Source organism: Streptomyces sp. NPDC054047 (genome assembly GCF_055585065.1).
On sequence record NZ_JBVJKV010000003.1, the window covers coordinates 841,295 to 862,872 of the forward strand.

The following is a 21,578-nucleotide window of genomic DNA, read 5'->3' on the forward strand; positions in this document are numbered from 1 at the left end:
GGGGAACAGCCATGATGGGTCCGGCACACTCACTGTCGGGGGCGGCGGCCTGGCTCGGCGTCGGAGCGGCCGCGGCGGCGGCGGGGCACACGATGCCCTGGCCGGTTCTCCTCGTCGGAGCCTTGATCTGCGCCGGAGCCGCGCTCGCACCCGACCTCGACCACAAGTCGGCGACCATCTCGCGGGCCTTCGGGCCGGTCTCCCGGGGCCTGTGCGAGATCGTCGACAAGCTCTCGGCCGCCGTCTACAAGGCGACGCGCAAGCAGGGCGACCCGCGCCGGGCCGGCGGGCACCGCACCCTCACGCACACCTGGCTGTGGGCGGTCCTCATCGGGGCGGGCGCCTCCGCCCTGGCCATCTTCGGGGGCCGCTGGGCGGTGCTCGCGCTGCTCTTCGTCCACATGGTGCTCGCCATCGAAGGCCTGCTGTGGCGGGCGTCGCGCGGGTCGAGCAGCGATGTCCTGGTGTGGCTGCTCGCCGCGACGAGCGCCTGGATCCTCGCCGGAGTCCTGGACAAGCCCGGCAACGGCGCGGACTGGCTGTTCACCGCGCCGGGCCAGGAGTACCTGTGGCTGGGCCTGCCGATCGTGCTCGGCGCCCTGGTGCACGACATCGGGGACGCGCTCACGGTCTCCGGCTGCCCGATCCTGTGGCCCATCCCCATCGGCCGCAAGCGCTGGTACCCCATCGGACCGCCGAAGCCGATGCGGTTCCGGGCGGGCAGCTGGATCGAGCTGAAGGTCCTTATGCCGGCCTTCATGCTGCTCGGGGGAGTGGGCGGCGCTGCCGCGCTCAACTTCATCTGAGGGGATGGGCGGGGACACGTGAGCATCCGACGGAGGGGCTCTGCCCCCTACACGTACCCCGCAAGTCCGTCCGCCAGCTCCTCCGCGTCGCCGTCGCGGTACGCGGCCAGCGCCTGCTGCAGGGCGAAGGTGCCGCGGATCGTGGCGGCGCGTGCGCCTACCCCGGTGTCCGCCCGCGACCAGCCGCCCAGCGCGAGCACCCGGTCCAGCAGCTCCTCGCCGTAGTCGGCGTCGATGGCCGCGAGATCCTCCGCCGGATCGCCGAGCGCGGCCTCGTCCCAGTCGACCACTCCGCTGAGCCGCGGTCGTCCTCCAACGTCGTCCCACAGCACGTTCTCCCCGCCGAGGTCACCGTGCACCAGCGCCCCGGTGAGGTGGGGGAGGCCGTCGAGCGCCGCGAGCTGCCGCTCCGCGCGCAGCCGCCCGGCGCCGGACATGAGGCCGAACAGCTCCGCGCGGACATCCGCGGCGAACCTCCGCCACTCGCCCTCGGGCGCACGCGGCAGCGCACCCCGAGCCCTCTCGTCGGCGCCCGCCCGCGCGAGGGCGGTCAGCAGCGTGGCGTACTGCGCCGCCACCGAATCGGCCACCTCGGGGTGGTCGAGCACGCCGTCGGCCAGCGGTGCTCCGGGGACACGGCTGAGCACCAGGTACGGCGGCTCGTCCGTGCCGTGAGCGCCGCCGGCCAGCAGGGGCTCGGGTGTGCGGAAGCCGAGGCCGAGTCCGGCCAGCGCGCGCAGCGCGGTCGCCCGCGTGGTCAGCCGCGCGGCTGCCGCCTCGGTGCGGGCGAAGCGCACCACACGGTCCGAGCCGATCACCACATGGTGGAACTGCCCCTGCACCAGGGGCAGTTCGGCCACCTCGTCCCCCGGCAGCAGGCGGCCGAGCAGGGCCCGATGCGATACGCGGGGATCGAAGCCCGCAGGGCCAAGGCCCGCTGCCGGTGGCGGACTATCCATGCCAGGACCGCCACAGGGCCGCGTACGCACCGCCCGCACCCACCAGCTCGTCATGGCTGCCCAGCTCGCTGATCCGGCCCTTCTCGACCACCGCGATGACGTCCGCGTCGTGCGCGGTGTGCAGCCGGTGGGCGATGGCCACGACCGTGCGGCCGTCCAGGACGCGGGCGAGGGAGCGTTCCAGGTGGCGTGCCGCGCGCGGGTCGAGGAGGGACGTCGCCTCGTCGAGGACCAGCGTGTGCGGGTCGGCGAGGACCAGACGGGCAAGGGCGATCTGCTGGGCCTGCGCCGGGGTGAGGGCGAACCCGCCCGAGCCCACCTCGGTGTCCAGGCCTTCGCCCAGAGCCTCTGCCCAGCCGTCCGCGTCGACCGCGCCGAGCGCCGCCCACAGGTCGGCGTCCCGCGCCCCGGTCCTGGCGAGGAGGAGGTTGTCGCGCAGGGAGCCCACGAAGACGTGGTGCTCCTGGTTGACCAGCGCCACGTGGGAGCGGACCTCCTCCGCGGGCATGGCCGACAGCTCCGCCCCGCCCAGCGTCACGTGGCCGTCGCGCGGTGCGTAGATCCCGGCGAGCAGCCTGCCGAGGGTGGACTTGCCCGCGCCGGACGGGCCGACCAGGGCGACGCGCGAACCGGGCTCGACGGCGAGTGACACCTCCCGCAGGACGTCGACGCCCGCGCGGTAGCCGAAGTGCACGTCGTCGGCGAGGACATGGCGTCCCTCCGGCGTGACGGAGCCGTCGCCCGCGTCCGGTTCGATGTCCCGCACGCCCACCAGGCGGGCCAGCGAGACCTGGGCTACCTGTAGCTCGTCGTACCAGCGCAGGATGATCCCCAGCGGATCGACGAGCATCTGCGCGATCAGGGCGCCGGTGGCCAGCTGGCCGACGCCGATCCAGCCCTGGAGGACGAACACGCCGCCGATCATCAGGACGGAGCAGAGCACGATCGTGTGGGTGAACGTGATCACCGGGAAGAGGACCGAGCGGAGGTACAACGTGTGCCGTTCCCACGCCGTCCATTCCTTGATGCGGCGCTCGGACAGGTCCACGCGCCGCTGCCCGAGCCGGTGCGCCTCCACCGTGCGGCCCGCGTCGATGGTCTCGGCGAGTGCCGCGGCGACGGCGGCGTACCCCGCGGCCTCCGAACGGTAGGCGGAGGGCGCCCGCTTGAAGTACCAGCGGCAGCCGACGACCAGGAGCGGCACCGCGATGAGGAGAGCGGGCGCCAGCGGCGGCGCGGTCACGGCGAGACCGCCGACCAGGAGCGTGGCCCACACGACGCCGATCGCGAGCTGCGGCACAGCCTCCCGCATGGCGTTCGCCAGCCGGTCGACGTCCGTGGTGATCCGCGACAGCAGATCGCCCGTCCCGGCCCGTTCGAGCACGCCCGGTGGCAGCCCGACCGACCGGACGAGGAAGTCCTCGCGCAGATCGGCCAGCATCCTCTCACCGAGCATCGCGCCGCGCAGCCGCACCTGGTGGACGAAGAAGGCCTGCACGACCAGGGCGACGGTGAAGAGCCCGATGGTGCGTCCCAGATGGAGGTCGCGGGCGCTGTCCGAGACGTTCTCGACCAGATCGCCGAGGAGGTAGGGGCCGGCCATCGAGGCGATCACGGCGCAGGTGTTGACCGTGATGAGCAGGGCGAAGGCCCGGCGGTGCCGCTTGACCAGCTCGCGTACGTAGGCTCCCACCGTCGCGGGCGCGCCCACGGGCAGGGTGTCCGCGGTGGTCGGGGCCGCCGGGTCGTACTCCGGTGGCGCCAGGCCGATCATGCCGTCTCCTCGATGTCGATGTGGATGTCGGATCTGATGTCGGTCGGTGTCTGCGGCGCCTGTTCCTCGTCCGTCTCACGCGTCACCACCGCCCGGTAGCGCGGTTCGCTGTGCACCAGTTCGCGGTGCTCGCCCACCGCCACGACCTCGCCCTCGTGGAGGAAGACCACGCGCTCGGCCCGGTCGAGGAGAAGCGGCGACGACGTGAGGACCACGGTCGTACGTCCCTTGCGCAGACCCTTGATGCCCTCGGCGATCCGCGCCTCGGTGTGCGAGTCGACGGCGGACGTCGGCTCGTCGAGCACGAGGACGTCGGGGTCGGTGACCAACGAGCGTGCCAGCGCGAGCCGTTGGCGCTGCCCGCCCGACAGGGAGCGCCCGCGCTCGGTGACATGGGCGTCCATCGGGGCCTCGTCCACCGAGGCCTGCGCCAAGGCGTCCAGGACGTCCGCGCACTGCGCGGCCTCCAGGGCGTCGTCGGCGCTCACCGCTCCCGACGCGGGTACGTCGAGGAGCCCGCGCAGCGTGCCGGAGAGCAGCACCGGGTCCTTGTCCTGTACGAGGACGGCGGTACGGGCGGTGGCCAGCGGTACCTCGTCGAGCGGCACCCCGCCGAGCAGCACGGACGGCAGCTCCTCCGCGTCGTCGAACGCCGCGTGCCCGCCGAGGCGTTCGGCGAGCCGCCCCGCCTCGTCCGGGTCGCCGCACACGACGGCGGTCAGACGGCCCGAGGGGGCAAGGAGCCCGGTGACCGGGTCGTAGAGATCACCGGCGGGCGTCTCCACGGGGGCACGCCGTTCGTCACCCCCGACGTGACCTCCGAGGTCACCCCCGACATGCGTCGTGCGCTGGAGCGAGAGCACCCGGGCGGCGCGCTTGGCCGAGGGGCGCGAGAAGCTGTAGGCCATCGCGATCTCCTCGAAGTGCCGCAGCGGGTAGGTCAGCATCGTGACCGCGCTGTAGACGGTCACCAGCTCGCCGACGGTGATCCGGCCCTCGCGGGCCAGGTTCACGCCGTGCCAGACGACCGCGATCAGCAGCAGTCCCGGCAGCAGCACCTGGACCGCCGAGATCACCGCCCACATCCGGGCGCTGCGCACGGCGGCCGTACGCACCTCCTGCGAGGCACTGCGGTAGCGGTCGAGGAAGAGTTCCTCGCCGCCGATGCCACGCAGCACCCGCAGGCCCGCCACGGTGTCCGAGGCGAGTTCGGTCGCACGCCCGGCCTTCTCCCGCTGGTGGTCGGCACGCCGGGTGGCGCGCGGCAGCAGCGGAAGAACCGCCAGCGCCAGTACCGGAACTCCCACCGCGACGACGACGCCGAGAGCGGGCTGGTAGACGACGAGCCCCACGCAGACGAGAACGACCGTGAGCGCGGCCGCCGCGAACCGCGAGGCCGCCTCGACGAACCAGCCGATCTTCTCGACGTCACCGGTGGAGACCGCGACCACCTCACCGGCGGCGACGCGCCGCGTGAGGGCCGAGCCGAGCTGCGCGGTCTTGCGGGCCAGCAGCTGCTGGACGCGGGCGGCAGCGGTGATCCAGTTGGTGACCGCCGTGCGGTGCAGCATGGTGTCGCCCAGCGCGATGGCGATGCCGCACAGCGCCATCGCCGCGCCCGCCACGGCGAGCCGTTCCCCGGAGCGGTCGATCACGGCCTGTACGGAGAGGCCGACGAGGTAGGGGAGTACCGCGATGGAGCCGAAGTGCAGCAGGCCCCAGGCGAGCGATTTCAGCTGGCCGCCGAGCTGGTTCCGCCCGAGCCAGCGCAGGAAGTGAGGGCCCGAGCGGGCATCCGGCATGCCCGGGTCGGTGAACGGAAGATCGCGAATCTGCATGACGTGTGACGTCCCAGGGTCGGAGCGACGGACCGTCGGTTCGGCGGAGCGCGCCGGCGTGAACGGACGGTGGTGAACGGACGGTGGTGAACGGGGTGAACGGGCGGAAGCAACAAGCAAGAAATGACGAGCAAGAGGGGGACAAGCTGCGGTAACAGGCCGTGAAAGGTTCGCCTCGGACGGTGGCGCGAAGCAAACGATTTTCCGTCGGGAAGTAAAGATTCGGCCCCTTCTCCGCCCGGGGCCGGGTGCCGGGGCGGCTCACGTGAACCGGGTGCGACCATGGACGGATGCGTATAGCCGGTGCGGTGCGAGCGGTGGCCGCAGTCGCGGCCTGCGGTGTTCTTCTGACGTCCTGTGGCAGTTCGGACGACGGGGCGAAGGCCGGAGCGAAGAACGACGAGGGCGCGGGCCGGGCGAAGAAGGCCGAGGCGCCGGCGACGACCGACCTCAAGCGCATCCCCGACGTGGGCGACGGCCTCCAGAGCAAGATCCCCAAGAACTCCCGGCAGGTCGTGGCGGTCTACGGAGAGGGCGAGGACTCGGCGAAGTCCACCGTCGCCCTGTACACGAAGTCCGGATCGACGTGGGACAAGACCCGCGGCTGGGACGCGCACAACGGCAAGAAGGGCTGGACCACCGACCACCGCGAGAACGACAAGCGCAGCCCGGTCGGCGTCTTCACGCTCACCGACGCGGGCGGTGTCCTCGCCGATCCCGGCGCCGAACTGCCGTACACGCAGAGTGAGTCGATGCAGGCCCCGCACTACTGGCCCAAGACGCACTGGCACGACTTCGACTACGTCATCGCCATCGACTACAACCGCGCCAAGGGCACCCCGCCCAACGACCCGACGCGCCCCCAGGGCCAGTCCAAGGGCGGCAGCATCTGGCTGCACATGGACCACGGCAGCGGCACGTCGGGCTGCGTGAGCCTGCCGAAGCCGGGCATGGAGTATCTGCTCAAGAACCTCGACCCGAAGCAGCACCCGGTCGTGGTGATGGGCGACAAGGCGAACTTGAAGAACTAGCCCGGCGCGGCTCTCCACGCGTACGCGGCTCCCACACGCACACGGCTCCCCACACGACAGCCATCGAGCAGGCACCCGGCACGGTGTACCGGGCTGCGCTGTTGGGATCCGCGCTGCCTTCTTGCGATTTGGAGCAAGATCCAAGATTTACGTCGATGTGATCTGGAGGTCTTTTGCGGAAGCAGGCACTCCGCCATAGTGACGCCTCGCGGAAAGAAATTTCCGTATGGCAGAAGTCAGTTGACGCCTCACTACAGGAGTGCCCGTGCCGCAGTCCGTACCGTCCCTACCGCGACGCGTAGCACGCACATTGCGAACCTCACTGTTCGCGCAGGTCGCCTGCGCGCTGGTGCTCGGAGTCCTCGTCGGAAGGCTCTGGCCCGACGTGGGCACCGCCGTCCAGCCGCTCGGCGACGGCTTCGTACGTCTGATCAAGGCGATGATCGCCCCGCTCGTCTTCTGCGTGGTCGTCGCCGGAATCACCAAGGCCGGAGACCTCAAGGCCTTCGGCCGCATCGGGGTCAAGGCCCTCATCTGGTTCGAGGTCGCGACCACGGTCGCCCTCGTCGTCGGCCTGCTCGCCGGGAACCTCGTCAGCCCCGGCACCGGCATGAACGTCGCCCCCTCCACTCTCGACGCCTCGGCCGTCGACGAGAAGACCGGCGGCGGTGAACTGCCCTCGACCAGCGAGTTCATCCTGCACTCGCTGCCCGACAGCGCGATCGGCGCCTTCGCCGAGAACTCGCTGCTCCAAGTCCTCGTGCTGTCCTGCCTGGTGGGCGCGGCCCTGCTGCACCTGGGCAACACGAAGGTCCCCGCGATCCTGCCCGCCATCGAGCAGGGCCAGGAGATCGTCTTCGCGATCGTCGGCTTCATCATGAAGCTGGCGCCGCTCGCCGTCTTCGGCGCGACGGCGCACCTGGTGGGGGAGTACGGGCTCGGCGCCCTGTCGACCTACGGCAAGCTCATCGGCGTCTGTTACGCGGTCGCCCTGATCTTCCTCGTCCTGCTCGGCGTCGCCCTGAAGGTCCTGACGGGCCTGAGCCTGTGGAAGTTCGTCCGCTACACCCGCGAGGAGATGCTGCTCGCGCTCGGCACGGCCTCCAGCGAGGCCGTCATGCCGCGCATGATGCAGAAGCTGCGCCAGGCGGGCTGCCGCGACGACGCGGTGGGCCTGGTCCTGCCGACGGGGTACTCCTTCAACCTCGACGGCGCCTCGATCTACCTCTCCGTCGGTACGTTGTTCATCGCGCAGGCCGTGGGCGTGGACCTGAGCCTGGGCCAGCAGGTCACGGTCGTCCTGGTCCTGATGCTGACCAGCAAGGGCATGGCGGGCGTGCCCGGTTCGGCGTTCCTCGCGCTGTCCGCGACCGCCTCCGCGCTCGGGGTCATCCCGGCCGGTGCGGTCGCCCTGCTGCTCGGCGTGGACCGCATCATGGACGCCATGCGCGTCGCCACGAATTTGCTCGGCAACTGCGTCGCCGTCTTCGTGGTCTCGCGCTGGGAGGGTGCGCTGGACACGGCGCGGGCCAAGAAGGTCCTCTCCGGAGAGATCGCCTTCGTGCCGGAGCAGGCGGAGTCGGCGGAGCAGGCGGAGTCGGCCGACGCGGCCGAGTCGGCGAAGGAGCCCGGCAGTGCCGACGTGAGCACCGCCGGGCCCGAACGGCCCAAGTCCCTTACATCCGAGGCCCTTACGCCTGCGGCTTCTCCGAGTCCACTCCCGGACGCTCCTTCTTCCACAGCCCGCGAGTGAAGTCCGGGATCGCCTGCGGCGCGCCCTTCGCCTTGATCGACAGATGGCTCAGGGGGACGGGCGACGTCCAGACCGCGGCGTCGTAGACGTCGAAGTCCGGCACGAGGCCGAGCTGCATGGTCTGCATCAGACGGAAGATCATGATGTAGTCCATGCCGCCGTGCCCGCCCGGCGGGTTGGAGTGCTCCTTCCACAGCCAGTGGTCGAAGTCCGCGGCGTACTTGCCGAAGTCGCCCCACTCGTCGTTCGTGTGGTCCGGCTCGATGTAGATGCGCTCGGGATAGTCCTCGAAGACGCCCTTGGTGCCGCCGAGGCTGTTGATGCGGCTGTACGGGTGGGGTGTGGAAACGTCGTGTTCGAGGCGAATCACCCGCCCCTTCGCCGTCTGGACCAGGCTGATGGTCCGGTCGCTCTCGATGTACGTCTCTTTCCAGCTCGGGTCGCCGGCGGGCATGTGTGCCTTGCGGTACTCGGCGAGACCGAGGGCGGGTGTGCCGAAGCTGGAGATGTGCGTGACGCGGTCGCCGCGGTTGATGTCCATGTAGTTGGAGACCGGGCCGAAGCCGTGGTTGGGGTAGAGGTCGCCGCGCAGCCGCGTGTGCCACAGGCGCCGCCACGGGCCTTCGTAGTAGTCCGGGTCGAACATCAGGCCGCGCAGGTCGTGGTTGTAGGCGCCCGCCCCGTGCAGCAGATCGCCGAACTTGCCCGCGTGCGCCATGCGCAGGACGCGCATCTCGTTCTTGCCGTAACAGCAGTTCTCCAACTGCATGCAGTGTCTGCGGGTCCGCTCCGAGAGGTCGACCAGTTCCCAGAGCTGGTCGAGCTGGAGGGAGACGGGACACTCCACGCCGACGTGCTTGCCGTTCAGCATCGCCGTCTTGGCCATGTCGAAGTGCCAGTCCCAGGGCGTCGCCACGTACACGAAGTCGACGTCCCCGCGCTTGCACAGGTTCTCGAAGTCGTGATCGCCCTTGGTGTACGTCGCCGGGGCGGGCTGGCCCGCCCCGGTGACCTTCTTCGCGGCGGCCGCGGTCTTGTCCTTGACCGGGTCGCAGAGCGCGACGACCTTCACTCCCGGGATCGCCAGGAAGAGGTCGATCATGCTGCCGCCGCGATTGCCGAGCCCGACGATGCCGACGCGCACGGTGGAACGCCGCTCGAACGGTACGCCGATCATGGTCTTGCCCTTGCGGGGCGGTGCATCGGCGGCCGAGGCCGCGGCGGCGGGCGCGGTGGGCGCGCCCTGCGGGGCGTCGGCGTGGGCCGTGCCGCCGGTGAGGGCGCCGAGGCCGAGCCCGGCTCCGGCGAGGCCCGCGGTGCGGAGCACGGCACGGCGGGAGGCGCCGTCGGCGGAGTCGTCAGGGGTCGCGGACTCGTCAGGGTTCGGTATCGCGTGCTCGTCGTGCATCGGACCTCCGTGGCTTGGATGCCTGCGCTGGAACGGATGCCACCCTGATGGGGGGATGGGCGTGGCGCAAGGGACCGAAGTGGCCAGGGAGTTGGATTTATTTCGCGCCCCCGTCAGCGGGGCGTCGAGTCCGGCAGCTTTGGCAGGGTGGCGCTCACGGACGCGTCGCGCGCTCCAGCTCCTGGAGCACGGAGTAATAGGAGCGGCCCGTGGCGTGGTCCATGCCCACCTCGCACATGCGGTTCGCCGAGAGATGCGCGTCGAAGGGACGGGCGGTGACCTCGGCCGCCTCCTTGCGGGTGGCCGACTCCGTCAGCTCCTTGTGCAGCATGCCGCGGTCACCGGCGAAGGCGCAGCAGCCCGCGTCGTCCGGGACCACCACCTCGTCCGCGCAGGCGTCGGCGACGGCGCGCAGCTGGGCCTCGTCCCCGAGGTGGCTCATCGAGCAGGTGGGGTGCAGGACGGCGGAGCCGACCGTGCGGTGCACGGTCAGGTGGGGGAGCAGCTCGTCCGCGGCCCAGACCAGGGAGTCGACCACGGTCAGTTCCCGGTGCAACTGCCGGTTGTCGGCGGTCAGGTAGGGCACGACCTCGTGCGCGATGCCGAGCGTGCAGGACGAGGCGTCCACCACCAGAGGCAGCCTGCCGCCCGCCGTCCAGCCCCAGGCCGCCTCGACGATGCGATTGGCCATCACCGCGTTGCCCTCGTCGTACCCCTTGGAGTGCCAGATCGTCGCGCAGCACGTGCCCGCGACGTCGTCCGGAATCCAGACGGGCCGTCCCGCGCGCGCGGAGACGGCGACCACCGCCTCGGGCAGGGAGCGGTCACCGGGGCTCCCGAAGATGCGGTTGACGCACGCCGGGTAGTAGACGGCGCTCGCGCCCACGCGCGTGGTGCGCGGCAGCTTGCGGGCGGCGGCTCCCGGGATGTCCGGCAGCCACTCGGGGACCAGATCGGGGCGGACGGCCTTGCGCGCGGCGCGCGTCACCGTGGTCAGGAGCCGGTCGCTGATCCGGCTCGAGGCGCCCACCGCGAGCCGTGCCGCGGCCTCGACCGCCTTGAAGTTCTTGGCGGTGAAGGCGGCCGTCCTCTCCTCGCGCGGCGAGTGCCGCGCGTGCCGGAAGTCCTTCATCAGAGCGCCCGTGTCGATGCCCACCGGACAGGCCAGCTTGCAGGTCGAGTCGCCGGCGCAGGTGTCCACGGCGTCGTATCCGTACGCCTCGACCAGGCCGTCCTCGACCGGCGAGCCGGGCGCTTGGCGCATCATCTCGCGGCGCAGCACGATCCGCTGGCGCGGAGTGGTCGTCAAGTCCTCGCTGGGGCAAGTCGGTTCGCAGAAGCCGCACTCGATGCAGGGGTCCGCGATCAGCTCCACCTTGGGGATCGTCTTCAGGCCGCGCAGGTGGGCCTTCGGATCGCGGTCGAGGACGATGCGTGGCGCGAGCACGCCGTCCGGGTCGATGACCTGCTTGGTGCGCCACATCAACGCCGTGGCCTTCGGGCCCCATTCGAGCTCCAGGAACGGGGCGATGTTGCGGCCCGTCGCGTGCTCGGCCTTGAGCGAGCCGTCGAAGCGCTCGACGGTCAGCCGGCAGAAGTCGTCCATGAACGCGGCATAGCGCTCCACGTCCGCCGTCAGTCCCGCGTCGAAGGCGAGCAGGAAGTGCAGATTGCCGTGCGCGGCATGTCCCGCGACGGCCGCGTCGAAGCCGTGCCGCGTCTGGAGCTCAAGGAGGGCCTGGCAGGCGTCGGCGAGCCGGGAGGGCGGCACCGCGAAGTCCTCGGTGATCAGCGTCGTCCCGGAGGGGCGCGAGCCGCCCACCGCCGTCACGAACGCCTTGCGGGCCTTCCAGTAGCCCCCGATCACCTTCGGGTCGCGGGTGAAGGCGTTGGTCACCGAGGCCACCGGCGTGACGAGTTCGAGCTCCTCGACGACCTTTGCGGCCGCCGCTTCGTACGCCTCCTGGCGCGCTTCGTCCGGCGCGCGGAACTCCACCAGGAGCGCGGCCGTCGACTTCGGGAGCCGCGCCCAGTCGGCGGGCACCCCCGCGACGCTGGTCGACGCACGCAGCGTGTTGCCGTCCATCAGCTCGACGGCCAGCGCGCCCGCCGCGTTGAACAGCGGGACGGCCGCCGCGGCGGCCGGCAGGGACGGGAAGAACAGCAGGCCCGTGGTCACCTGCCGGTCCAGCGGAAGCGTGTCGAAGACGACCTCGGAGATGAAGCCGAAGGTGCCCTCGGAGCCGACCATCAGGCCGCGCAGGATCTCCACGGGCGTCGAGCCGTCCAGGAACGCGTCCAGGCGGTAGCCGTTCGTGTTCTTGATCTCGTACTTGGCGCGGATGCGGGACGTGAGCTCCTGGTCCGCCTCGATCTCCCGCTTGATCGCCAGCAGGCCCTCGCACAGCGCCGGTTCGGCATGCGCCAGCTGCTCGTCGGCGTCCGGGTCCGCTGTGTCGACGACCGTGCCCGTCGGCAGGACGAAGGTGAGCGAGGCCACCGTGCGGTACGAGTTGCGGGTGGTGCCCGCCGTCATTCCGGACGCGTTGTTCGCGACGACCCCGCCGATCGTGCAGGCGATGGCGCTCGCCGGGTCGGGGCCGAGCACGCGCCCGTGCCGGGCGAGCGTGGCATTGGCCCGCAGGACGGTCGTGCCGGGGCCGATGCGCGCCCGCTCGCCGTCCCCGATGACCTCGACGCCCGCCCAGTGCCTGCGCACGTCTACCAGGATGTCCTCGCCCTGGGCCTGGCCGTTGAGCGAGGTGCCGGCCGCGCGGAAGACGACCTCGCGCATCCTGCCGTGCGCGTACGACAGGACGGCGGAGATGTCGTCGATGTCCTCGGCGACGACCACCACCTGGGGCACGAAGCGGTAGGGGCTGGCATCGGAGGCGTACCGCACGAGGTCGGAGATCTTCGTCAGGACCTTGTCCGCGCCGAGCAGCGCGGACAGCTCCGAGCGCAGCGGCTCGGGGGTGCCCGTGGCCCGCCGGTCCGGCACCCGGTCGTGCGCCGGTCCCTCGGGGCGCGAGGCGGGACGCAGGGCTTCCGGCGTGGGCTCCAGCAACGGCATGAGCTCTCCTCGGCGGGTCGGACGGTCGGACGGTCGGGCGGTGCCGGACGGTCGGCCAAAGTCAGCAGCGGCGGACGTCCGGCACGTCGAACAGCGCGTTCAGCAGGCCGCCCAGCTGCTCGCGCTGGTCGGCGTCCAGTGGAGCCAGGATGTCCTCCGCGGCGGCCCGGCGCGCGCTGCGCAGCTCCCTGAGTGACTTGCGCCCCGCGTCCGTGAGCTCGATGCGGATCACCCGGCGGTTGGTGGGATCGGGGACGCGACGCACGAGATCACTGGCCTCCAGGCCGTCGACCAGGCTCGTCACGGCGCGCGGCACGACTTCGAGGCGCTGGGCGAGGTCGGCCATGCGGGGCGGGGTCTCGTAGTGCACGAGGGTGCGCAGCAGGCGCGACTGGGCCGGGGTGATGCCGATCGGCACCAGATAACGCTTCTGGATGCGGTGCAGCCTGCGGGTCAGCCGCAGCAGCTGTTCGGCGAGCAGGCCGTCGGCGTCCGGGGTGTTCATGCGGGAACATTATCAGGACCTTGTGCATTGTGAGTATAGGTAACAGTGAGCTATGCTCCATCAGTCATCGTCGGCTGAATGTCGACCGTCATCGCCGGCCCGCGCCGGCGGCCGTCACACCTCCCGTAGGAGCCCATGCGTCCCGACGAACCCAAGTGGACACCGCAGCCCCTGGCCCCCGGCCAAGAGGAACAGCCGCGGCAGATCCGCCGCATCCTGCGCCTCTTCCGCCCCTACCGCGCCCGCCTCGCGATCGTCGGCCTGCTGGTGGCCGCCGCGTCCCTGGTCTCGGTCGCCACCCCTTTCCTGCTGAAGGAAATCCTCGACACCGCCATTCCGCAGGGACGGACGGGCCTGCTGAGCCTGCTCGCCCTCGGGATGATCCTCAGCGCGGTCGTCACCAGCATCTTCGGCGTCCTGCAGACCCTGATCAGTACGACGGTCGGGCAGCGCGTCATGCACGACCTGCGCACCGCGGTCTACGGCCGCCTGCAGAGCATGTCGCTCGCCTTCTTCACCAGGACCCGCACCGGTGAGGTCCAGTCCCGCATCGCCAGCGACATCGGCGGCATGCAGGCGACGGTCACCTCCACCGCCACCTCCCTGGTCTCGAACCTCACCAGCGTGATCGCCACCATCGTCGCGATGCTCGCCCTGGACTGGCGGCTCACGGTCGTCTCGCTGCTCCTGCTGCCCGTCTTCGTGTGGATCAGCCGCCGCGTCGGCCGCGAGCGCAAGAAGATCGCCACGCAGCGCCAGAAGCAGATGGCCGCGATGGCCGCGACGGTCACCGAGTCGCTCTCCGTCAGCGGCATCCTGCTCGGCCGCACGATGGGCCGCGCCGACTCGCTCACCAAGTCCTTCGCCGACGAGTCCGAGCGCCTCGTCGACCTCGAGGTCCGGTCGAACATGGCCGGGCGCTGGCGCATGGCCGTCATCTCGATCGTCATGGCCGCCATGCCCGCCGTCATCTACTGGACCGCGGGCCTCGCCTTCCAGACAGGCGGCCCCACGGTCTCGATCGGCACGCTCGTCGCCTTCGTCTCGCTCCAGCAGGGCCTGTTCCGGCCCACCGTGAGCCTGCTCACCACCGGTGTGCAGATCCAGACCTCGCTCGCGCTCTTCCAGCGCATCTTCGAGTATCTGGACCTGCCCATCGACATCACCGAACCCGAGCACCCGGTGCGCCTGGACAAGATCAAGGGCGAAGTCCGCTTCGAGGACGTCGAGTTCCGCTACGACGGAGACGACGGCCGGAGCCGCCCGATCCTCGACGGCATCGACATCACCGTCCCCGCCGGCGGCAGCCTGGCCGTCGTCGGCCCCACCGGCTCGGGAAAGTCGACCCTCAGCTATCTGGTGCCGCGGCTGTACGACGTGACGGGCGGCCGCGTGACGCTCGACGGCGTCGACGTGCGCGACCTGGACTTCGACACGCTGGCCCGCGCGATCGGCGTTGTCTCCCAGGAGACGTATCTGTTCCACGCCTCGGTCGCCGAGAACCTGCGCTTCGCCAAGCCCGACGCCACGGACGAGGAGCTGATCGCGGCCGCGGGCGCCGCTCAGATCCACGACCACATCGCGTCGCTGCCCGACGGGTACGACACGGTGGTCGGCGAGCGCGGCCACCGCTTCTCCGGAGGCGAGAAGCAGCGTCTGGCCATCGCCCGCACGATCCTGCGCGATCCGCCCGTGCTCATCCTGGACGAGGCGACCAGCGCCCTGGACACCCACACCGAGCACGCCGTGCAGGACGCCATCGACGCCCTGTCCGCCGACCGGACGACGCTCACGATCGCCCACCGGCTCTCCACGGTCCGCGGCGCCGATCAGATCGTGGTCCTGGACGCGGGCCGGACCGTCGAGCGCGGCACCCACGAGGAGCTCCTGGAGAGGGACGGCCGTTACGCCGCCCTGGTTCGGAGAGACGCCCAACTGGAGCCAGCAACATGAAGATATGCACGGAATGTCGGCATTTGCGGGATACCGTGCCCGCATGCTGCAGACCAAGACTCCGCGCCGGGGCACGATTCGACTGACGCGTCGGGGCCGGATCGCCCTGATCGCGACCGGAGCCGTCGCGGCGGTCACCGCCGTTGCGGTGCCGCTGCTGCTCCCGGACGACGACGCACGCCCCGAGTCCCTGACCATCCCGGAGGGCTGGCGCTCGGGCCAGGTGTACGGGGCCGTCGACAAGGCCCTCGGCGTGCCGGACGGCACCACGAAGAAAGCCATTCCCCAGGCCGCCCTCAGACTCCCCAGAGACGCGGGCGGAAACCCGGAGGGCTACCTCTTCCCGGCGACCTATCCCATCAGCAACCAGTCGACTCCCGCGTCCGTGCTCTCGTACATGGTGAACACGGCCACCAAGAAATTCAGCGGCGGCCAGGTCACGGCGGGCGCCGACCGCAACGCGGTGAACGTCTACCAGACCGTCACCATCGCCAGCATGATCGAGGCCGAGGCGGGCTCCAAGGCGGACATGGGCAAGGTGGCCCGCGTCATCTACAACCGCCTCGACCAGGGCATGCCGCTACAGATGGACTCCACGATCAACTACGCCCTGAACCGCTCGACGCTGAACACCCGCGACCGCGACACAAAGATCAACAGCCCGTACAACACCTACACGCGCATGGGTCTGCCCCCCACCCCGATCGGAAATCCCGGCGACGAGGCGATGCGCGCGGCGACCAGTCCGGCGCAGGGCGACTGGCTGTACTTCGTGACGGTGAAGCCGGGGGACACCCGCTTCACGTCGAGCTTCGAGGAGCAGCAGAAGAACGTGGCGGAGTTCAACAAGAACCAGAGCAAGAACAAGAACAAGGACGAGGACAAGGGCGAGAGCGAGGGCGAGAAGAAGCAGGACGCCTAGCAGTCCGCCGGGTAAGGGCGCCGGTCACACCGTGACCGGCACTCCCTCCTTCAGGAGCCGCTGGATGTCCCGCACCGCCGCCCGCCCCGCACGGTTCGCGCCGATCGTGCTGGCCGATGGGCCGTACCCCACCAGGTGGATGCGGGGGTCGGCGACGGCCCGGGTGCCCTCGAGTCGGATGCCGCCGCCCGCCTCACGCAGCCGCAGCGGCGCCAGGTGCTCGATCGCCGCCCGGAAGCCGGTGGCCCAGAGAATGACGTCGGCATCGACGCGCCGCCCGTCGTCCCACTCCACACCGCTCGGCGTGATGCGGTCGAACATCGGGAGCCGGTCGAGCACCCCGTCGGCCCGCGCCTGCCGGATGGCGTCGTTGACCGGAAGCCCGGTCACGGACACCACGCTCTGCGGCGCGAGTCCCTGGCGCACCCGCTCCTCGACCATGGCCACGGCCGAGCGGCCCCAGTTCTCGTCGAACGGCCCCTCGCGGAAGACGGGCTCCCGCCGGGTGACCCAGGTGGTCTCGGCGGCGTAGGGAGCGATCTCCATCAGATGCTGGGTGCCCGAAGCCCCGCCGCCCACGACGATCACCCGCTGCCCCTTGAAGGCCTCGGGCCCCGGATAGACGGCCGTGTGCAACTGCCGCCCACGGAAGGTGTCCTGCCCCGGGTAGCGCGGCCAGAACGGCCGGTCCCACGTGCCCGTGGCGTTGATCAGGGTGCGGGTCGCCCAGGTCCCGGCCGACGTCTCGACCAGCAGCCGCCCGCCCTCGCCCTCGCGCACACGGCGTACGTCGACGGGGCGGTGCACCCGCAGGTCGAAGCGCTGCTCGTACTCCTCGAAGTACTCCCGGATGACCTCCGACGAGGGCCGCGATGGGTCGGCGCCGGCCAGCTCCATGCCGGGCAGGGAGTGCATGCCGTGCACTTTGCCGTAGGTGAGCGAGGGCCAGCGGAACTGCCAGGCGCCGCCGGGCCGGGGCGAATGGTCCAGGACGACGAAGTCCCGGTCCGGCTCGAAGCCGACCCTGCGCAGGTGATGGGCGCTGGACAGGCCCGCCTGCCCCGCGCCGATGACGACCGCGTCCACCTGTTGTGCCGCCTGTGCCGCGTCTGCCGCTTCGTGTGCGGCCGCGTCCCGTGCCCCGATGTCGTTCACGTTTCTACTAACTCCATCGGGGCCCGGGATCTTCCCGGACGCGGGCGCGGGTCAGCGCCCGCCCGCCACCAGGAGCGGCGCGCCGCCCGGCGCGGAGGCCGGACGCCCGTTCGCCGCGGGCACCCCGGACAGCTGGGATGCCGGAATCCGCGGCAGCAGCCCGCGCGCCGCCAGATCCGGGATCACGCCCTCGCCGAACCAGTACGCCTCCTCCAGATGCGGATAGCCCGAAAGGACGAAGTGCTCGACGCCGAGCGCGTGATACTCCTCGATCCGGTCGGCGACGTCCGCGTGGCTGCCGACGAGCGCGGTGCCCGCGCCGCCCCGCACGAGACCGACGCCCGCCCACAGGTTCGGCGAGATCTCCAGGTCGTCCCGGGAACCGCCGTGCAGCGCCAGCATCCGCTGCTGGCCGACGGACTCGCTGCGGCCGAGCGCCTGCTGGGCGGCGGCGATGGTGTCCGGATCGAGGTCGTCGAGCAGCCGGTTGGCGGTGGCCCACGCCTCGGCGGCGGAGTCGCGCGAGATGGTGTGCAGCCGGATGCCGAAGCGGACCGTGCGGCCCTGCTCCTCGGCGAGCCCGCGAATCCAGTCGATCTTCTGCTTGACCTGCTCCGGCGGCTCACCCCACGTCAGATACACGTCCGCGTGCCGGGCGGCCACCGGCCCGGCCGCCGCCGACGAACCGCCGAAGAAGACCTCCGGCAGCGGGTCCGGCGGCAGCGCGGTCAGACCGCCCTCCACGTCGTAGTGCTCGCCGTGGAAGTCGAAGGGCTTGCCGCCCCACACGCCCCGTACGACGGACAGGAACTCGTCCGTACGGGCATATCGGCGATCGTGGTCCAGGTGGTCGCCGAAGCGCCGCTGCTCGGTCGAGTCGCCGCCCGTGACGACGTTCAGGAGCAGCCGCCCGCGCGTGATGCGCTGATACGTGGACGCCATCTGCGCGGCGAGCACGGGGGAGATGACGCCGGGACGGAACGCGACCAGGAACTTGAGCCGCTCCGTGTGCTGGGCCAGCGCGACCGTCGTCAGCCAGGCGTCCTCGCACCAGGTGCCGGTCGGGGTCAGCACCGCCTCGAAGCCCACCTGCTCGGCCGCTTTGGCGATCTGGATCAGATAGTCGATGTCGGGGGCCCGCACTCCGCTGACGGGGGTGACGCGGGAGCGTTTGACGCCGCCGTCGGTGTAGGCGTGCCGGTCGACGAGGGTACGGCCGTCGCCGCCGGTCGGCAGGAACCAGTTGAGGTGGACGGTCATCGTCAGGACTCCTTGTCGTACGTGCGCGGCTTGCTGGTCGAGGGCGGCAGGCTGCCGTTGAAGCGGGTGTCGACGAAGTCACCGAAGTCGATGCGGCGCGGAATGAGCTTCTGGTCGGTGAAGGTGTCCGCGATCTCCTGCTCGGAGGTGATCACGTTCTTGTCCACGGCCACCGGCACCCGCGTGCCGTTGCTGCGCTTGACCGCCGCGAGCGCGACCTCGTAGGGCAGCCCGGTGTCCTTCGCCCAGACCTTCGCCCACGTCTCCGGGTGGTCGTAGACCCAGGCCTGGGCCTTGCGCAGCCGCCTGAGGTAGTCGTCGATGGCCGCGGACTTCTTCTTGTCCTTGAGTGCGCCGGGCGCCGCCACCTGGAAGTTGAGGCCGTTCACCAGGCCGTCGCCGTCGGCCAGGACGCGGCCCTGCTTGCCCACGAGAACCTGCGAGGTGTACGGGTCCCAGACCGACCAGGCGTCCACCTTCCCGCTGGTGAACGCGGCCAGCGCGTCGGCCGGCTGCAGATACTTGACCTTGACGTCCTTGAAGTCGAGTCCCGCCTCCTTCAGGGACGCGATCAGCTGGTAGTGCGCCGACGAACCCTGCGCCACGGCGACGGACTTGCCCTTGAGGTCCCGGGGCTTCTTCAGCGGCGAGTCGTTCGGGACGAGGATCGCCTCGCCCGACGCGGTGCCATGGGTGGCGGCCACCACGGAGATCTTCGAGTTCGCCCCGGCGGCGAAGACGGGCGGCGTGTTGCCGACGGCGCCGATGTCCACGGCCTTGGCGTTGACGGCCTCCAGAAGGGGCGGCCCGGAGGTGAAGGTGGACCAGCGGATCTTGTACTTCAGGTCGTCGAGCTCCCCGGCCGCACGCAGCACGGCCTCCGAACCGCCCTTCTGGTCACCGACGTTGAGGGTGAGTTGGCCTTTGCCGTCGGTTCCGCCGCCGGCGCCGGCGGACGAGGTGCTTGCGGAGGACGCGCCGGAGCAGGCGGTGAGCAGCAGGGCCAGGGGGAGAAGCAGGGCGGGGGCGGCGAGATGTCGTCGCATGGTGAGTCCGTTCGGTGTGTTCGTGCTGTGCACGGGGAGGGGGACTGCGGGTGGTTCAGGCGGGTGGTTCAGGCCGCGGCGGAGGCTTGGGTCTGGACCTGGGTCTTGGTCTCGGCTTCGGCTTCCGCAGAGTGGGGCGCGTCGACGCCCAGTCGCTGCAGCAGCTCGGCACGCAGCTCGGCGAAGCGCGGATCGGAGATGCCGCGCGGCCGGTCCAGGTCGATCTCGGTTTCGTACGCGATGACCCCGTCGTCCATGACGAGCACCCGGTCGGCGAGGAGCACGGCCTCCTCGACGTCGTGCGTCACGAGCAGGACGGCGCAACCGCGCCGCTGCCACAGCTCGTCGACGAGCCGCTGGGCCTTGATGCGGGTGAGTGCGTCGAGCGCGCCGAACGGCTCGTCGAGCAGCAGCAGATCGGGCTCGCGCACCAGGGCCCGGGCCAGCGAGGCGCGCTGGGCCTCGCCACCGGAGAGCGTCTTGGGCCAGGCGTTCGTACGGTGCTTCAGCCCGACCTCCTCCAACGCCCGCTCGGCGACGCTCCGTTCGGGCTTTCCCTTCAGCCCGAGCAGTACGTTCCGCCACACGCGCTTCCAGGGCATGAGCCGCGGTGCCTGGAACGCGACGGCCTTGCGGCGCGGCACGAGGACCGTCCCCTCGATGTCCCGGTCGAGCCCGGCGAGGATGCGAAGAAGGGTCGACTTGCCGCAGCCGCTGCGCCCGAGCAGCGCCACGAACTCCCCGGGCCGCACGTCGAGATCGAGCCGGTCGATGACGGCACGCCCGTCGAAGGAGCGGGTCAGCCCTTCGACGCGTACGGCCGAAGTGGCCTTCCTGGCAGGGGTGTTGGCCGTGGGGTCGGCGGGGGTCACCGGCCGGTGAACGTCGGTCGCCATTGCAGCAGCAGCCTTTCGAGGGTGCGGACGATGAAGTCGGCGATGAGGCCGAGGAAGGCGTAGACGATCAGGCAGACGACGATCACGTCGGTCCGCAGGAAGTCACGCGCCTGGACCATCAGGAAACCGATGCCGGAGTCCGCGTTGATCTGCTCGGCGAAGACGAGGGCGAGCCAGGCGATGCCGAGGGAGTACCGCAGACCGGTCATCGCACCCGGCAGCGCGCCCGGCAGGATGACGTGGCGCACAAGCCCCCACCGAGAGAGTCCGAGGGACTCCCCGGCCTCGATGAGCTGCGAGTCGACCCCGCGGATGCCCGCGTACACGTTCAGATAGAGCGGGAACGAGACGCCCAGCGTGATGATGGCGACCTTGGGCGCCTCACCGATGCCGAACCAGATGATGAACAGCGGGATGAGCCCGACGAAGGGCACGGTCCGCAGCATCTGCACGCTGGCGTCGACGAGATCCTCGCCGACGCGGAAGAGGCCCGAGACGAGCGCGAGCGCCGTCCCGACGACGGTGCCGAGCAGCAGCCCCACCGCGACGCGCTGGAGGGAGACCCCCATGGCGGAGGTCAGCGAACCGTCGCTGAGGAGATCGCGGGCGACACCGGCGATGGTGCCCGGCGAGGCGAGGATGTCTTTGGTCAACACCCCTGTGGAGCTGAGGAGTTGCCACAGGGCGAGGAGCGCGAGGGGGCCGGAGGTGCGGCGCAGCCAGCGGGGGATGCGGGTGCGGCGGGTGGAGGAAGGAACGATGGGGACGAGATCGGGCTGCGCCGACCGGGCGCCTTGGGCGCCATCGGCGTTGCCGACGTCCTGGGCGGGATCATCGGACTTGGATATACCCGAAATGTCGGATACGGAATCCGGCGGGGCATGGCTAATGCTCATGGGGCTCCACGGCAGGAGGGAGGGATGCCCGAAGCGGCTACGCGCGGGACGGCGAAATCAACCGCGCGAAGGCAGCAGGGCAGAGAAGTGCGAAGAGTGAAAAGCGGGCTGAGAGAACGTCAGCAGCCGCGGCGACACGCAGCAGAAGCCACCCGCAGCAGGTCGATGTGACCGCGCGTGGTGAGCAGAGCTGAACGCAACATGCCGCTGAACGTAGCCAGATCGTCCACGTACGGTCAATGGCGTCTCGAAAGGCGGACGCCACGTATCAGTGAATGGGAGTGACGTGAGGGAGGATGGACC

17 protein-coding genes are annotated in these 21,578 nt (G+C 70.8%); 5 read left to right on the top strand and 12 right to left on the bottom strand.

Features of this window, described 5'->3' with window-relative positions; all coding sequences use genetic code 11:
* The first annotated feature begins 11 nt into the window (after positions 1–11).
* Complete coding sequence (locus tag ACZ6ZP_RS15360; protein ID WP_351156307.1) at positions 12–806, top strand: metal-dependent hydrolase; 795 nt, start codon at positions 12–14, stop codon at positions 804–806.
* Positions 807–853: 47 nt separating this feature from the next.
* Here ACZ6ZP_RS15360 and vph read toward each other — a convergent pair whose 3' ends face one another.
* The 3 genes from vph to ACZ6ZP_RS15375 are packed head-to-tail and all read right to left on the bottom strand — an operon-like array spanning position 854 to position 5,377.
* A complete protein-coding gene (gene vph / locus ACZ6ZP_RS15365) occupies positions 854–1,765 on the bottom strand; it encodes a viomycin phosphotransferase (RefSeq protein ID WP_361464884.1) in 912 nt (303 codons plus the stop codon).
* On the bottom strand, positions 1,758–3,539 hold the full coding sequence (locus ACZ6ZP_RS15370) for an ABC transporter ATP-binding protein (RefSeq protein WP_351156302.1): 1,782 nt from the start codon (positions 3,537–3,539) through the stop codon (positions 1,758–1,760). The genes vph and ACZ6ZP_RS15370 overlap by 8 nt, the downstream gene beginning before the upstream one ends.
* Positions 3,536–5,377, bottom strand: coding sequence for an ABC transporter transmembrane domain-containing protein (locus ACZ6ZP_RS15375; protein WP_399972351.1), 1,842 nt, complete (start codon positions 5,375–5,377; stop codon positions 3,536–3,538). Before ACZ6ZP_RS15375 ends, ACZ6ZP_RS15370 begins: the two co-directional genes overlap by 4 nt.
* A gap of 290 nt (positions 5,378–5,667) precedes the next feature.
* Between ACZ6ZP_RS15375 and ACZ6ZP_RS15380 the strand changes: the two genes are divergently transcribed.
* Both ACZ6ZP_RS15380 and ACZ6ZP_RS15385 read left to right on the top strand, forming a co-directional pair.
* A complete protein-coding gene (locus tag ACZ6ZP_RS15380; RefSeq protein ID WP_351156298.1) occupies positions 5,668–6,408 on the top strand; it encodes a L,D-transpeptidase family protein in 741 nt (246 codons plus the stop codon).
* A gap of 265 nt (positions 6,409–6,673) precedes the next feature.
* The gene (locus tag ACZ6ZP_RS15385; RefSeq protein WP_469407053.1) at positions 6,674–8,161 is read left to right on the top strand and encodes a cation:dicarboxylate symporter family transporter; all 1,488 of its coding nucleotides are present in this window, start codon (positions 6,674–6,676) and stop codon (positions 8,159–8,161) included.
* Here the strand turns inward: ACZ6ZP_RS15385 and ACZ6ZP_RS15390 are convergent.
* From ACZ6ZP_RS15390 to ACZ6ZP_RS15400, 3 genes are all read right to left on the bottom strand, one after another.
* Positions 8,100–9,569: a Gfo/Idh/MocA family protein gene (locus tag ACZ6ZP_RS15390; protein WP_469407054.1), complete on the bottom strand. Its 1,470-nt coding sequence runs from the start codon at positions 9,567–9,569 to the stop codon at positions 8,100–8,102. The two genes, ACZ6ZP_RS15385 and ACZ6ZP_RS15390, sit on opposite strands and share 62 nt — an antisense overlap.
* A gap of 154 nt (positions 9,570–9,723) precedes the next feature.
* Complete coding sequence (locus tag ACZ6ZP_RS15395) at positions 9,724–12,642, bottom strand: FAD-binding and (Fe-S)-binding domain-containing protein (protein WP_469407055.1); 2,919 nt, start codon at positions 12,640–12,642, stop codon at positions 9,724–9,726.
* 61 nt (positions 12,643–12,703) lie between these two features.
* Positions 12,704–13,147: a MarR family winged helix-turn-helix transcriptional regulator gene (locus tag ACZ6ZP_RS15400; RefSeq protein ID WP_351156289.1), complete on the bottom strand. Its 444-nt coding sequence runs from the start codon at positions 13,145–13,147 to the stop codon at positions 12,704–12,706.
* A 135-nt stretch (positions 13,148–13,282) separates the two neighbouring features.
* On the opposite strand from ACZ6ZP_RS15400, the gene ACZ6ZP_RS15405 reads away from it, so the two are divergent.
* Together ACZ6ZP_RS15405 and mltG are read left to right on the top strand one after the other, a co-directional pair.
* A complete protein-coding gene (locus ACZ6ZP_RS15405; RefSeq protein WP_361464864.1) occupies positions 13,283–15,100 on the top strand; it encodes an ABC transporter ATP-binding protein in 1,818 nt (605 codons plus the stop codon).
* 46 nt (positions 15,101–15,146) lie between these two features.
* Positions 15,147–16,022, top strand: a complete 876-nt coding sequence (gene mltG, locus ACZ6ZP_RS15410; protein WP_469407269.1) for an endolytic transglycosylase MltG — start codon at positions 15,147–15,149, stop codon at positions 16,020–16,022.
* A 24-nt stretch (positions 16,023–16,046) separates the two neighbouring features.
* Here mltG and ACZ6ZP_RS15415 read toward each other — a convergent pair whose 3' ends face one another.
* The 6 genes from ACZ6ZP_RS15415 to ACZ6ZP_RS15440 all read right to left on the bottom strand — a co-directional run bounded on the left by ACZ6ZP_RS15415 (position 16,047) and on the right by ACZ6ZP_RS15440 (position 21,478).
* On the bottom strand, positions 16,047–17,168 hold the full coding sequence (locus ACZ6ZP_RS15415; protein ID WP_469407271.1) for an NAD(P)-binding domain-containing protein: 1,122 nt from the start codon (positions 17,166–17,168) through the stop codon (positions 16,047–16,049).
* 60 nt (positions 17,169–17,228) lie between these two features.
* The gene (locus ACZ6ZP_RS15420) at positions 17,229–18,437 is read right to left on the bottom strand and encodes an LLM class flavin-dependent oxidoreductase (RefSeq protein WP_469407056.1); all 1,209 of its coding nucleotides are present in this window, start codon (positions 18,435–18,437) and stop codon (positions 17,229–17,231) included.
* Between the two features lie 2 nt (positions 18,438–18,439).
* Positions 18,440–19,483, bottom strand: coding sequence for an ABC transporter substrate-binding protein (locus tag ACZ6ZP_RS15425; RefSeq protein WP_469407058.1), 1,044 nt, complete (start codon positions 19,481–19,483; stop codon positions 18,440–18,442).
* 68 nt (positions 19,484–19,551) lie between these two features.
* The gene (locus tag ACZ6ZP_RS15430) at positions 19,552–20,379 is read right to left on the bottom strand and encodes an ABC transporter ATP-binding protein (protein ID WP_469407060.1); all 828 of its coding nucleotides are present in this window, start codon (positions 20,377–20,379) and stop codon (positions 19,552–19,554) included.
* Complete coding sequence (locus ACZ6ZP_RS15435) at positions 20,352–21,275, bottom strand: ABC transporter permease (protein WP_361464855.1); 924 nt, start codon at positions 21,273–21,275, stop codon at positions 20,352–20,354. Before ACZ6ZP_RS15435 ends, ACZ6ZP_RS15430 begins: the two co-directional genes overlap by 28 nt.
* Positions 21,276–21,394: 119 nt before the next feature.
* Positions 21,395–21,478 (bottom strand): putative leader peptide, encoded by an 84-nt coding sequence (locus ACZ6ZP_RS15440; protein WP_349817350.1) that lies wholly within the window; start codon positions 21,476–21,478, stop codon positions 21,395–21,397.
* Positions 21,479–21,578: the final 100 nt, after the last annotated feature.

Bases quoted from the DNA above. Each gene is read 5' to 3' on its own strand.
- ACZ6ZP_RS15360 (WP_351156307.1), top strand. From the start codon at position 12: ATGATGGGTCCGGCACACTCACTGTCGGGGGCGGCGGCCTGGCTCGGC.
- vph (WP_361464884.1), bottom strand. From the start codon at position 1,765: ATGGATAGTCCGCCACCGGCAGCGGGCCTTGGCCCTGCGGGCTTCGAT.
- ACZ6ZP_RS15370 (WP_351156302.1), bottom strand. From the start codon at position 3,539: ATGATCGGCCTGGCGCCACCGGAGTACGACCCGGCGGCCCCGACCACC.
- ACZ6ZP_RS15375 (WP_399972351.1), bottom strand. From the start codon at position 5,377: ATGCAGATTCGCGATCTTCCGTTCACCGACCCGGGCATGCCGGATGCC.
- ACZ6ZP_RS15380 (WP_351156298.1), top strand. From the start codon at position 5,668: ATGCGTATAGCCGGTGCGGTGCGAGCGGTGGCCGCAGTCGCGGCCTGC.
- ACZ6ZP_RS15390 (WP_469407054.1), bottom strand. From the start codon at position 9,569: ATGCACGACGAGCACGCGATACCGAACCCTGACGAGTCCGCGACCCCT.
- ACZ6ZP_RS15395 (WP_469407055.1), bottom strand. From the start codon at position 12,642: ATGCCGTTGCTGGAGCCCACGCCGGAAGCCCTGCGTCCCGCCTCGCGC.
- ACZ6ZP_RS15400 (WP_351156289.1), bottom strand. From the start codon at position 13,147: ATGAACACCCCGGACGCCGACGGCCTGCTCGCCGAACAGCTGCTGCGG.
- ACZ6ZP_RS15405 (WP_361464864.1), top strand. From the start codon at position 13,283: ATGCGTCCCGACGAACCCAAGTGGACACCGCAGCCCCTGGCCCCCGGC.
- ACZ6ZP_RS15420 (WP_469407056.1), bottom strand. From the start codon at position 18,437: ATGACCGTCCACCTCAACTGGTTCCTGCCGACCGGCGGCGACGGCCGT.
- ACZ6ZP_RS15425 (WP_469407058.1), bottom strand. From the start codon at position 19,483: ATGCGACGACATCTCGCCGCCCCCGCCCTGCTTCTCCCCCTGGCCCTG.
- ACZ6ZP_RS15430 (WP_469407060.1), bottom strand. From the start codon at position 20,379: ATGGCGACCGACGTTCACCGGCCGGTGACCCCCGCCGACCCCACGGCC.
- ACZ6ZP_RS15435 (WP_361464855.1), bottom strand. From the start codon at position 21,275: ATGAGCATTAGCCATGCCCCGCCGGATTCCGTATCCGACATTTCGGGT.
- ACZ6ZP_RS15440 (WP_349817350.1), bottom strand. From the start codon at position 21,478: ATGTTGCGTTCAGCTCTGCTCACCACGCGCGGTCACATCGACCTGCTG.